Source organism: Imperialibacter sp., from assembly GCF_040222385.1.
Taxonomy (GTDB): Bacteria; Bacteroidota; Bacteroidia; order Cytophagales; family Cyclobacteriaceae; genus Imperialibacter.
Map to the genome: position 1 here is coordinate 17,377 of NZ_JAVKDF010000021.1, position 11,903 is coordinate 29,279.

The 11,903-nt window shown below is 46.7% G+C and carries 15 protein-coding genes; 10 read left to right on the forward strand and 5 right to left on the reverse strand.

Going from position 1 to position 11,903, the window contains the following annotated elements; all coding sequences use genetic code 11:
- Positions 1–14 precede the first annotated feature (14 nt).
- The 4 genes from lepB (at position 15) to rimK (ending at position 3,535) form a co-directional block, all read left to right on the forward strand.
- Positions 15–1,106 carry a signal peptidase I gene (gene lepB, locus RIG68_RS06365; protein ID WP_350120047.1) on the forward strand — a complete coding sequence of 364 codons (1,092 nt, stop codon included), beginning with the start codon at positions 15–17 and terminating at the stop codon, positions 1,104–1,106.
- Complete coding sequence (locus tag RIG68_RS06370; RefSeq protein ID WP_350120050.1) at positions 1,103–2,038, forward strand: polysaccharide deacetylase family protein; 936 nt, start codon at positions 1,103–1,105, stop codon at positions 2,036–2,038. Before lepB ends, RIG68_RS06370 begins: the two co-directional genes overlap by 4 nt.
- Before the next feature lie 5 nt (positions 2,039–2,043).
- The gene (locus RIG68_RS06375; protein ID WP_350120053.1) at positions 2,044–2,484 is read left to right on the forward strand and encodes a YybH family protein; all 441 of its coding nucleotides are present in this window, start codon (positions 2,044–2,046) and stop codon (positions 2,482–2,484) included.
- 142 nt (positions 2,485–2,626) lie between these two features.
- Entirely contained in the window at positions 2,627–3,535 is a 909-nt protein-coding gene (gene rimK / locus RIG68_RS06380) for a 30S ribosomal protein S6--L-glutamate ligase (protein ID WP_151999956.1), read from the forward strand.
- Here the strand turns inward: rimK and RIG68_RS06385 are convergent.
- From RIG68_RS06385 to RIG68_RS06400, 4 genes are read right to left on the reverse strand one after another with little or no spacing between them, the layout of a single operon-like run.
- Positions 3,532–3,894 (reverse strand): phage holin family protein, encoded by a 363-nt coding sequence (locus RIG68_RS06385; RefSeq protein ID WP_350120056.1) that lies wholly within the window; start codon positions 3,892–3,894, stop codon positions 3,532–3,534. The genes rimK and RIG68_RS06385 overlap by 4 nt on opposite strands.
- Complete coding sequence (locus RIG68_RS06390) at positions 3,891–4,409, reverse strand: acyl-CoA thioesterase (protein ID WP_350120059.1); 519 nt, start codon at positions 4,407–4,409, stop codon at positions 3,891–3,893. The genes RIG68_RS06385 and RIG68_RS06390 overlap by 4 nt, the downstream gene beginning before the upstream one ends.
- Before the next feature lie 3 nt (positions 4,410–4,412).
- Positions 4,413–4,955 (reverse strand): DinB family protein, encoded by a 543-nt coding sequence (locus tag RIG68_RS06395; RefSeq protein ID WP_350120061.1) that lies wholly within the window; start codon positions 4,953–4,955, stop codon positions 4,413–4,415.
- 7 nt (positions 4,956–4,962) lie between these two features.
- Positions 4,963–5,472 carry a gamma carbonic anhydrase family protein gene (locus tag RIG68_RS06400; protein WP_350120064.1) on the reverse strand — a complete coding sequence of 170 codons (510 nt, stop codon included), beginning with the start codon at positions 5,470–5,472 and terminating at the stop codon, positions 4,963–4,965.
- A 317-nt stretch (positions 5,473–5,789) separates the two neighbouring features.
- On the opposite strand from RIG68_RS06400, the gene miaB reads away from it, so the two are divergent.
- The 5 genes from miaB to secG are packed head-to-tail and all read left to right on the forward strand — an operon-like array spanning position 5,790 to position 10,558.
- A complete protein-coding gene (gene miaB / locus RIG68_RS06405) occupies positions 5,790–7,244 on the forward strand; it encodes a tRNA (N6-isopentenyl adenosine(37)-C2)-methylthiotransferase MiaB (protein ID WP_350120067.1) in 1,455 nt (484 codons plus the stop codon).
- Positions 7,245–7,274: 30 nt separating this feature from the next.
- On the forward strand, positions 7,275–8,561 hold the full coding sequence (locus tag RIG68_RS06410) for a sigma-54 interaction domain-containing protein (RefSeq protein WP_151999950.1): 1,287 nt from the start codon (positions 7,275–7,277) through the stop codon (positions 8,559–8,561).
- Positions 8,545–9,075 (forward strand): LPS assembly lipoprotein LptE, encoded by a 531-nt coding sequence (gene lptE, locus RIG68_RS06415; protein ID WP_350069079.1) that lies wholly within the window; start codon positions 8,545–8,547, stop codon positions 9,073–9,075. The genes RIG68_RS06410 and lptE overlap by 17 nt, the downstream gene beginning before the upstream one ends.
- A 37-nt stretch (positions 9,076–9,112) precedes the next feature.
- A complete protein-coding gene (locus tag RIG68_RS06420; protein WP_350120070.1) occupies positions 9,113–10,183 on the forward strand; it encodes a DUF8458 domain-containing protein in 1,071 nt (356 codons plus the stop codon).
- A gap of 6 nt (positions 10,184–10,189) precedes the next feature.
- A complete protein-coding gene (secG, locus tag RIG68_RS06425) occupies positions 10,190–10,558 on the forward strand; it encodes a preprotein translocase subunit SecG (RefSeq protein ID WP_151999947.1) in 369 nt (122 codons plus the stop codon).
- Positions 10,559–10,613: 55 nt separating this feature from the next.
- Here the strand turns inward: secG and RIG68_RS06430 are convergent, their stop codons facing one another.
- Positions 10,614–11,327, reverse strand: a complete 714-nt coding sequence (locus RIG68_RS06430; RefSeq protein ID WP_350120073.1) for a hypothetical protein — start codon at positions 11,325–11,327, stop codon at positions 10,614–10,616.
- A gap of 289 nt (positions 11,328–11,616) precedes the next feature.
- On the opposite strand from RIG68_RS06430, the gene RIG68_RS06435 reads away from it, so the two are divergent.
- Positions 11,617–11,895 (forward strand): co-chaperone GroES, encoded by a 279-nt coding sequence (locus RIG68_RS06435; protein ID WP_151999945.1) that lies wholly within the window; start codon positions 11,617–11,619, stop codon positions 11,893–11,895.
- Positions 11,896–11,903: the final 8 nt, after the last annotated feature.

An 11,903-nucleotide genomic window follows, 5' to 3' on the forward strand; every position in this document is an offset into this window, starting at 1 on the left:
TAATCAAGTTTCCGATGATTGATACCATGCCTGCCAAAGCGGGTAAACAGAAGAAGTCTGCCCTTAGAGATTGGGGAGAGTCTATCCTGTTTGCCGTCGTGGTGGCCACGCTTTTCCGCTGGCTACTGTTCGAGCAGTTCATTATTCCCACGCCCTCCATGGAAGGAACCATGCTGGTGGGGGACGTGATTGTAGTGAGCAAGCTGCATTACGGCACCCGCACCCTGGCCACTCCTATCCAGTTTCCGCTCACTCATCAAAAGTTCTGGGGCACCGAAGTCCCCTCCTACCTCAACTGGATACAACTGCCAATGTACCGGCTGCCCGGTTTGAGAGACGTGAAACGGATGGAGCCTGTGGTGTTCAACTATCCGTACGGAGACCAGCACCCCACCGACTTGAAGTCTCATTGGGTGAAGCGATGTGTGGGGCTGCCTGGCGACTCGCTGAAAGTAGTAGATGGCCTGCTGACAGTGAACGATAGTGTAATGCCACTGCCCACTCACCTCCAGTCAAGCTATTTTATTGCTGGCAAGCAGCCACTGAAAGACCGTTTCTTTGAGAGCAACAAAATAAGCGAGCATCAGGAAGTGAGAGGCGGGTACTATGTGCAAACTGAGCCCGCCAGCGCCGAAACCATCAAACAGCTCCCATTCATTTCCAAAGTGGAACATGTGGACATGAACTACAGCTTCAGCGATTCGGCGAGCTTTCCCAAGGCAGCGCCACACGGCTGGACAACGGATAATTTTGGCCCGGTGTGGGTACCCGCAAAAGGAGATACTATTGAAATCAATGACCAAAGCCTGCCAGTGTACGGCGGGGTGATAGTGCGCTTCGAAGGCTGGAAAAATGCAGAAATCACCGACGGAAAGCTATATATTAACGGCTACGAAACGAGTACTTACACTTTCCAACAAAATTACTACTTCATGATGGGCGACAACCGACACAACTCTGAGGACTCAAGAACCTGGGGCTTTGTTCCGGAAGACCACATTGTCGGCAAGCCCGTCATGGTATTATTTTCTTCAGAGGAAGGGCCCTGGTACACATTGCCTGCCAGAATTCGCTGGAGCAGACTATTTAACCTGATCAAAGAATGAAAAACAAACTGCTTGCCCTACTCCTGCTTGCCTCCCTTGGCGCAATAGCACAACCTAAAACAATGGCCGTCACCATCGACGACCTTCCTGCGCAAATGGGAGGCCATGATTCCGTTGCGTTAGTGGAATTGAACAAAAAACTCCTTGCTCACCTCACCGAAAGAAAGGTTCCTGCCATAGGGTTCGTTAACGAGCAGAAGCTATACCGTGGCGGCAACATCATTGACTATCGCTACGAAATGCTGGCCGCCTGGCTCAGCAGCGGGCTCGAGCTGGGCAACCACACCTACAGCCACAAGGACTACAATCAGCTGACACCAGAGCAATTCTTCGAGATCATTGAAAAAGGTGAGCCCGTTACCAAAAAGTTAATGGCTGAGGCTGGAAAAACCTACCAATACTTCAGGCATCCCTACTTGCATCGGGGAAACACCGAAGAAAAGGTAAAAGCTTTGGAGGAGTACCTGTCGGCACAAGGGTACATCGAAGCGCCCGTTACCATCGACAATTCAGAATGGATTTTCGCCAGCGCCTTCGACAAGGCTTTCAAAGCGTCGGACAAGGCCATGATGGACAAAGTAGGCACTGCCTACATCAGCTATATGGCAGAAAAAGTGAAATACTATGAGCAACAAAGCCTGAAGCTTTTCGGTAGGCCCATTGCCCACACCTTGCTCATTCACGAAAACATGCTGAACGCACATTACCTCGGGGAGTTGCTAGACGCCTATCAGGGCATTGGCTATACCTTTGTCAGTCTTGGGGAAGCCTTGAAAGACGACGCCTACACAACACCCGATCATTTTGTAGGAAACGCTGGCATCTCCTGGATGGACAGGTGGGCAGTTACACAAGGCAAAAAGGGCGATTTCTTTAAAGGTGAACCCCGCTGCCCCCAGTTTGTACTCGACTACTCCGGACTCTCAGAATAAGGAAAATGAAAACCATATTTCTTCTCTTTTTACTCTCTTACTCCCTAGCGGCCTACGCCCAAATCGATGACGAAACGATTATCAGGAGGAATATCGCCGCCTTTTCTGACGCCATAGTCCACAGGGACACGGAGGCCATTGCCAATGCCTACACTCCGGACGCATCGATCTTCCCAAACGGGTTTGACATCATCAAAGGAACGAAAGACATTAAGTCGTATTGGACACCACGGCCAGGCACTACTACAACCTTCCACAAAATATATCCGGTGGAAATTGTCGTCAATGGCAGCACTGCTTATGACCATGGCTATTACGAAGTAAGCGGCATCAATGACGGCAACCCGTTTCAGGGCGTGAGGGGAAAGTACGTGATTGTTTGGAAAAAGCTGGATGGACAATGGAAGATATATCTGGACATATGGAACCGGGCTGTTTCAAAATGATTTTTCCAGCGTCGCCTGCTGCCGCCTTCCTTCCTCCGCCCGGCTTATATATTTTCATCAGCCTCTCCAACTTTTTTGGACTATTGGTGAATTAGCCTACCTTTCGGCGACATTAACCACATTAGAAAAAAGTCTCTGTTTGATGAAAATTGCCATCCTGTCTCGCAATGCAAAACTCTATTCTACCCAACGACTGGTCGAAGCTGCCCTACAACATGGGCACGAGGTGGACGTGATCGACCATCTGAAATGCATCATCATCACCGAACAAAAGAAACCAGCGATTTACTACAATGGGAAGTACCTCGAAAACTATGATGCTGTCATCCCGAGGATAGGCGCATCGGTCACCTTCTATGGTTCGGCGGTTGTCAGGCAATTCGAAATGAAAAAAGTGTTTTCAACTGTCGAATCTCAGGCGCTTATCCGATCCAGAGATAAACTGCGCAGCCTGCAGATACTCTCCAGAGACGGACTTGGCCTGCCCAAAACGGTCTTCACCAACTACAGCATGGATGTGGATGAGATCATCTCGGAAGTAGGAGGTGCACCTGTCATTATTAAGCTTTTGGAAGGAACTCAGGGGCTTGGTGTGGTATTGGCAGAAACAAAGAAAGCAGCTGCTTCAGTTATCCAGGCCTTCCACAACCTGAAAGCCCGGATCATTGTGCAGGAGTTCATCAAGGAGTCAAAAGGGGCCGACATCAGGGCTTTTGTGGTAGATGGCAAGGTGGTGGGCGCCATGAAAAGGCAGGGCAAAGAAGGTGAGTTTCGTTCCAATTTACACAGGGGCGGCAGCTCCGACATCATCAAACTGAGCAAGGCAGAAACTGCAGCAGCCATCAAAGCAGCCAAAGCACTTGGGCTTCAGGTAGCTGGTGTCGACATGCTCCAGTCATCCAGAGGACCATTGATTATAGAAGTGAATTCGTCGCCCGGCCTCAAAGGTATTGAGTCTGCTACCGGGGTTGACGTCGCCGGCAAAATCATCCAGTACATCGAAAAGAATGCGCCTCTAAGCAAAATTCAGAAAGACAAAATCAACGCCTAACGACGACGGTCGGGGTTGTCTGATTTGGCGCTCAGCTCGTTCAGCATGGAATTGATGATAGAGAGAATGAGACTGAAGGCAAGTGCCCACCAGAAGTTGTCAATGTAGAAACCATCAATAAAGTAGTCGGCAATCATAATGATCAGTGCGTTGATCACCAAAAGAAACAGCCCCAGCGTCAAAAAAGTAATGGGGATGGTAAACAACACCAGAATTGGCTTCAATGTTACGTTGAGCAACGAAAGTAACACCGCCACCAAAAAGGCAACCCAAAATCCTTCGACAGTAACCCCGGGCAACAGGTAAGAAGTAAGGATCACCGAAATAGCTGAGAGTAGAAGCTTGATCAGGAAATTCATAGGCTTATAAGTCCGTCCTTTATTTGTTTAATTCTTTCGTTAAAAGTAATCAAAGTATGGTCAAATCCTTCGATGGAGGCCGCTTTCAGGTAATTTTCAATCACTGGCGGGTGATCCGCCGACCTGCCTTTCATTACATCGATATAGCGAAGATGCGTCCATAGCAGCGTTTTGAGTTGCGTTTTTTCCTTGTTCAGCATCACATATTCTACCAGCACATTCTGTTTGTCGTGCCATATAATCCTGGAGATCAGCGTTACCCACTCCCCCATCATCGCCGCCCTCACATAGGCGATCTGGTGATTGTACACCACCCACGATTGTTTGTATTTGATGAAGATTTCAGATGGTTCGATATCGTAAAGCTTCGGTACCTGGTCTTCCCTTGCATTGAAGAAATAGTCGAAGTATTTGGCATTATTCAAATGCTGCAGCGGGTCGCAGTCCTGAAAGCGAATCACCGCCTTCATTTCTGTCTCCTTTGGGTATTTCCTATCGGGGTCGTACTTAAACATAGGCTACAGGCCGTAACGCCCTTTCAATATGTTCATGTGGTGCTGCAAATGGCCCGCAGTAATGAATACAATCGCTGCCACACTAACCGACTTCCCGTTTGAAATTCCCGTCCTTGCAATGGCCTCTCTGGTGAAGGAAGAATAAAGCAGAATGTTAGCCTTCCTCAGGTAACTAAACTGCAACAGCAGGCTTTCTGGACTGACCTCGGCAAGGTCACTTTCTTCAACATAGGCGTTTTCATCAAACCCAGGAAGCTCATTTTTATCACCTCTGGCAAACGTGGCCGCTCTGAAGGCGAAGACTCTCTCGGCATCGATAATATGGCCAAGTACTTCCTTTACTGACCATTTACCTTCCGCATAACGGTAGTCCCATTGGCCCTTTTCAATTCTTTCCAGCATGAAAGTAAATGTGTGCAGCTGATCCTCAAGAATATGCAACAGGTTGCCTGAGGGGAGAGCATCCACATACTTGTGATAGAATGATGGATACTCCTCATAAGCTGGTCTTTGATCCAGCACCTGCGAAACTAAATATTGACTCATAGCAACTCTATTTAAACCATTCTGAATACTTGATATAATTACCAGCCGTGCGTGTGAATATCTGACGAAGTTCTTCGCTTACAGGTTTTACTTTCTTGGCGGGAACACCGGCGTAAATAAAGCCACTTTCCACTCTTGTTCCCTCAAGCACCACAGCCCCTGCGGCAATCAAAGCCTCCGACTCTACCACCACGCCATCCATCACTATCGCTCCCATGCCCACCAGTACATTGTCGTGTATTGTGCAACCGTGCACAATGGCATTGTGCCCAATCGATACATTGCTGCCAATGGTGGTTGCAAACTTCTCGTAGGTACAGTGAATCACCGCACCGTCCTGGATATTCGTATTGTCACCTATTTTAATGACATTCACATCACCCCTCACAACCGCATTGAACCAAACCGTGCAATTGTTGCCCATTTCTACTTCACCCACAATGGTTGCATTCTCTGCAAACCAGCAGTTAACTCCAAAACTGGGGTATTTGCCTTTTACGGCCTTGATTAATGCCATAGGAATGACTTAGCTGAACTTTTTCTTCTCAAGAAATAATATAATACCGCAAACATAATTGCGCCCGGGTAGTTTACCAACCAAGCGCCATTCTATTATAGGCGATAAGTAATAAGAAATTGCTCTGTGGGTGTCAGCAAAGCAAGCGCAACAGAGTTTTAGGTAGGTTTAACTTTTTGATGTATCAAAATAAGAAGGAGGCTTTTTGTCTCCTTTTTATTTTACTGCCATTCTGTCATTTTCATGCCCAATTGTTAACTTTGCACACTTATTGAATGAGGTGCTGCTTTTGCGCTCCCAGTTTGTGTTTAAAGCATATGGATCAAATAATTAACGACATAGATATCATCTCTCCGGAGGCAGCCGCCTGTGAGACTGTCAAAATATCAAAGGAGTCGAACAACCCCACTGCCAGGAAAATGTACATCGAGTCATATGGCTGTCAGATGAACTTCTCGGATAGTGAAATAGTGACTTCTATTCTAAAAAAGGACGGCTTTGACACCACTTCTTCTTATGAGGATGCTGACCTCATTTTGCTAAATACATGCTCTATCAGAGAAAAGGCGGAGCAAACTGTCAGACACCGCCTTGGTCAGTTTCAAACGGTAAAAAAACGCAAGCCGGAAGTGCTCATTGGGGTGTTGGGCTGTATGGCTGAGCGACTAAAGTCAAAGTTACTGGAGGAAGAAAAGATCGTGGATCTGGTAGTGGGCCCGGATGCCTACAGAGACCTTCCGCTGCTGGTGGGGCAGGCTGAAGAAGGCGAAAAAGGCGTTAACACATTTCTTTCGAGAGAAGAAACCTATGCTGACATCAGTCCGGTCAGGCTCAATTCCAACGGTGTAACGGCCTTCATCTCCATCATGAGGGGCTGCGACAACATGTGCTCATTCTGTGTGGTGCCGTTCACCCGTGGCAGAGAGCGCAGCCGTGATCCCTATTCCATAGTGGCCGAAGCGGCCCAACTGTTCAGCGATGGCTACAGGGAAGTGACGCTGCTGGGCCAAAATGTAGATTCCTACAAATGGTCGCACCTTGAAAACAACAAAGCGAGACTTGAGAAAGAGGGAATTGAAGACGTTGTCAACTTTGCTCACCTGCTCGAAATGGTAGCAGAGGTACATCCTGATTTGAGGATCAGGTTTTCTACCTCTCACCCAAAGGACATTACCGACGAGGTGTTGCACACAATGAAAAAGTATGACAACATCTGTAAATACATTCACCTACCAGTTCAAAGCGGAAATTCAGCTGTGCTCAACCGGATGAACCGTACCTACGACCGTGAGTGGTATATCAACCGGGTCGATGCCATTCGCCGGATACTTGGTGAAGACTGTGGCATTTCGTCTGACATGATTGCAGGCTTTTGCCACGAAACCGAGGAAGAACATCAGGATACACTGTCGTTGATGGACTACGTGACCTACGACTTTGCCTACATGTTTTACTATTCAGAGCGGCCTGGCACATTGGCAGCAAAAAAGTATGTAGACGACATACCTCTGGAAGCGAAGAAACGCAGACTACAGGAGATCATCGATAAACAAAGGCTCCATGCACTGGAAAGAAATCGGCGGGAGTTGAACAAAGTACACACTGTACTGATTGAAGGAGCTTCCAAAAAGTCTGATTTACACCTTCAGGGTCGCAATTCAGCCAACAAAGTGATCGTTTTTCCAAAGGAGCATTTCAAAAAAGGACAGTATGTAGATGTGCTCGTAAAAGAATGCACAGGCGGAACACTTCTTGGCGAGGCAATTAAGTAATCACACTTTTATTTTTGTTCACAGACGTTGATGGCAGTGAGAGACGAGGAAATTCAAAGTATAAAACAGAGGTTTGGTATCGTTGGCAGTAGCCCTTCGCTCAATCATGCCATTCAGGTAGCCTCGCAGGTGGCCCCCACCGACATGAGTGTGCTCATCACCGGCGAAAGCGGCAGCGGCAAGGAGTCGTTCTCGAAAATCATTCATTCGCTCAGCCACCGCAAGCACGGCCAGTTCATCGCCATTAACTGCGGCGCCATTCCGGAAGGCACCATCGACTCTGAGCTTTTTGGGCACGAAAAAGGCTCATTCACTGGTGCGCACGAAGCAAGAAAGGGGTATTTCGAAGTAACCAACGGCGGAACGATATTTCTTGATGAAATCGGTGAAATGCCCATGAGCACGCAAGCCCGACTCCTCCGGGTGCTGGAATACGGAGAATTCATTAAGGTAGGCTCGTCAAAAGTCCAAAAAGGCGATGTGCGGGTGATAGCGGCCACCAACGTTAACCTGCTTGAAGCCGTAGAAAACAAAAAATTCAGGGAAGACCTGTACTACAGACTAAACACCGTCCCGATTTACGTGCCAGCGCTTAGAGAGCGAGGCGAAGACGTCGACCTGCTTTTCAGAAAGTTTGCTGCTGATTTCTCCGAAAAGTACAGGGTCACCCCTATTAAGTTAACCCCAGAGGCTAAAATCGTTCTGCTCAAATTCAGGTTTCCCGGCAACATCAGGCAGCTCAAAAACCTGGTAGAGCAAATGTCGGTGCTGGAAATGGAGCGGGAAGTGACCGCAGAAAGGCTGGCCACTTATCTGCCGCAAAACGAGTCGAGGCTGCCAGCATTGTTGAGGTCGCAGGTGAATGGCGAAAGCTCATTTTCCGAAAGAGACATCCTCTACAAAGTGCTTTTCGACATGAAGAAAGACATGTCGGAGCTCAAAAAACTTGTTTTCAGGTTACTTGATGACAGCGAAGGCAGCAAGAATGACATCTTAAGAGATCATCAGAATCTATTCGAAGATATGGATCAGGAGGTTGAGGAAATAACCGACGAGCCCTCTACTCCCTATCTTATCCAACCATCTCAATCTTCTTCGGGCCATTCGGGCAAGTATGACCCCAACAGGATCGAAGACATTACCCACGAGGCAGAGGAGACAGAAAATGAGTCACTTTCTTTAGAGAAGAAAGAAAAGGAAATGATCATTCGGGCGTTGTTGAAAAACAACAATAAGAGAAAATATGCAGCACAGGACCTTGGCATTTCGGAAAGAACACTCTACCGCAAGATCAAACAGTATGAGATTGAAGAATAGCGCCGGGCTCTGTTTGCTGCTATTGCTTGGTGGTCTGTCAGGCTGTGGTGTCTATTCATTCACCGGTGCCAACATTTCACCTGACGTAAAAACGGCGTCCATCCAAACCTTCTACAACAACTCACCACTTGGGCCATCCAACATGAGCGTGTTGTTTACCGAAAAGCTGAAAGATTACTTCACCAAGAACACAAGCCTTACCCTCGTGCAGGACGAAGGAGATTTGCAGTTTGAAGGCACTATCGAAAATTACACATTAACGCCGGTTGCACCGCAAGCCAACAATACGTCCGGGCTGAGCTACTCTGCCTTGACCAGGATCACAATTTCAGTGAAAGTTTCCTACACGAACACCAAAGACGAAACCTTCAACTACCAAAGTAGAAACTTCTCTTTCTACAGGGATTTTGACCAGAATAGCACCAACCTCTCATCCGAAGAGCAGTCATTCGTTGAAGAGATATTTGACCAGATCGTTCTCGATATATTTAATAGTTCTGTGGCTAATTGGTAATTTTTCATAACTTTCAATTGCCATAAACCTATTTACTGTGAACAAAAAAGAGGTACTGCAAATCATTCGCAATCCTAAAGCCATCACGATCGGTCAATTGAAAGACATTGAGGAGATGGCTGCAGACTACCCCTATTTTCAGGGAGCCCACACCCTCGTTGCGATTGGTAACAAGAGCCAATCATCTCCCAACACTCAAAAAAGCGTTGTAAAAGCTGCGCTCTACGCAACCGACAGGATGTACCTGAAAGAGCTTCTTGCAGGCAACATCAGCCAACCGGAGACCGCCGTTGTAGAGTCTCCCCCGGTCGAGGCTTCGCAGGAGGAGGCACCTGCCGAAGTAGTTGAAGAGCCTGCCGCAGAAGCACAGCAGGCTCCTCCAGAGGCAGCGCCAACAGCAACACAAAAAGAGGAAGTTGAGGAACCGCCTTTCGAGCCAGACCCTGCACCATCCGACACCGACTACAGTTCACATGAGCACCTAAGCGACTCCGAACACGATGATCTTCTGAAGCAAGTGTTTGCCAACCTCGAAGCATTAAAAAAGACCAAGTCGCACTACCTTGAAGTGGAAAGAAAGCTTGAAGATGCAGAGTTTGAAGAGGCCCAGGCCAAAGCAGTAAAAAAAGCAACCAGCAATCAGGCGAAACCTAAACCCAATCAAAAAAAAACGGTTAAAACTTCCGCCAGGGACGCTTCGGCTGCCAAAAAAAAAATAGCTAAAACTGCCACATCAGGGCAGGCAAAGCAAAAACCAACGGGAGCTGCTAAGACTAAGGCAGCTGGCTCATCAAATTCAAAAACAGCAACGGCCGATGCGGTTGCTAATCCAATAAAAAAAAACGATCAGGCAAGCATCATTGACGCTTTCATAAAGACCAACCCATCGATCAAGCCACAAACACAGGAAAGCCAGAAGGTAGATGCGAAAGACCTCTCGGAGCCTTCACAGAAGCTGAAAGACGAGTTGGTAACGGAAAACCTGGCGCTCATTCTCATGAAGCAAGGGAAAAATGAAAGAGCCGTTGAGGTTTATGAGAAATTAATTTTGAAAATTCCTGAGAAAAAGGCGTACTTTGCGGCTCGTATTGCAGATTTACAAAAATAACCCTTCATGTTAGCAGTAATAATAGGTTTAACAATACTCGCAGCACTATTGCTTGTATTAGTAGTATTGGCACAAAATTCAAAAGGTGGTGGTCTTTCCAGTCAGTTTGGCGGAGCAGGCGCCAGCCAGGTAATGGGTGTGAAGAAGACTGGTGACATTCTTGAAAAAGCAACATGGGGACTGGCTATAGCTATTATGGTTTTGAGCCTATCTACCAACTTTTTCCTTGACACAACGGCCAGAGATTCTGGAGTAAATAGTCCAAACATTAACAGGGCACAGGAGAAAACGATCATACCTGGTATGCCAACGGATGGTGGCGCTGAGGAAGAGGCTCTTCCTTTGAACCTGGACACTGACACTACCCAGCAGTAAAAAAAACAAAAAAAAATAGAAGCCCAGTCGACTTGCGTTGGCTGGGCTTTCTTTTTTAAGAGATGCTGATATTTCGCACAAGTAGTCTTTTGGCTATCGGAAGTAGTGTTTCCGGCAGCGGGAAGAATTGTTTGCTGACGATGGCGTAAGTGGCCGGATTGGGCAAGTTGGCAAACTTCTTCACCAGCTTGAGCTTGATGTGTTCGAAGGTATTTGAAAGAGTTCTTTCTTCTCTCTTCAGGAAATGAGTATTGATTCCCCTAAACTTTTCATTCGACTGTTCAAAGAAAGTGAGCTGATACTGGTATATATTCACGTCGCTGCTCACATCCTGGCTTAAAAACAAATAGCCTTCGTTGGTGTAAATCGGCGTAACACCCACTGGCACAAACTCCAGGTTGTTCTCCACAAACTCATAAATTTCCTTCCCAACCTCCAGCGCATTTTGAAACTTTGGCATTGCAAACTCCACAATGCTCTCTATTTCAAGCATCAGATCGTCGTCCTCCACCAGCTTTTGATAGGTAAGCTTCAGCTTGCTAAAATCAGCTTTGGAGATGGATTTAGGGAAGTTCTCATACAGTAATGACTTGTTGCTCTTTATGGTCATTAGGTTTTGATAGTGAAAAACCATGTCTGACATAAATGGATAGAGCTTTTTGTCATCGAAATGTGCCTTTACGTTTTTGAGATACGCCAAAAGCACGTACTTCTTGTACTCAAAATCAATCAATCCATCGGTTAACCAATCCACTTTCAATTGTTCCATATTCGTTGATTTTTTTATCACACATCAAAATATAAAAAGCTTGAAGCAACGAGTCAAGTAGTTGCAGAAATGAAACCAACTTTTCCGCCTCGTGGCTGACATAGCCAACCGGGATTATGTCATGCAATGAAAATTTGTCAGGCATACTGTCATCTTTTCAAACCAACACTGACAGTTGACGGCCAAAATGGTGCAAATTGGCATGACTTGGCAGGCAAATCGTGAGTGGCACAAGATGTGCAAGCGGTGGTACATAGAATTTAAATAACCACTAAAATTCAAAACCAATATGTCAAAAGTAAATTTCAAACCATTAGCAGACAGAGTGCTGGTGGAGCCAGCACCTGCAGAAGAAAAAACAGCTTCTGGTATCATCATTCCCGACACTGCTAAAGAAAAGCCACAAAAAGGTCAGATCGTGGCTATTGGCACTGGCAAGAAAGATGAGCCTATCAACGTGAAAGTTGGTGATCAGGTACTATATGGCAAATACTCTGGCACTGAGATCGCCATCGATGGCAAAGACTACCTTATCATGAGAGAGTCTGACATTTTTGGCATTATCTAATTAGACAA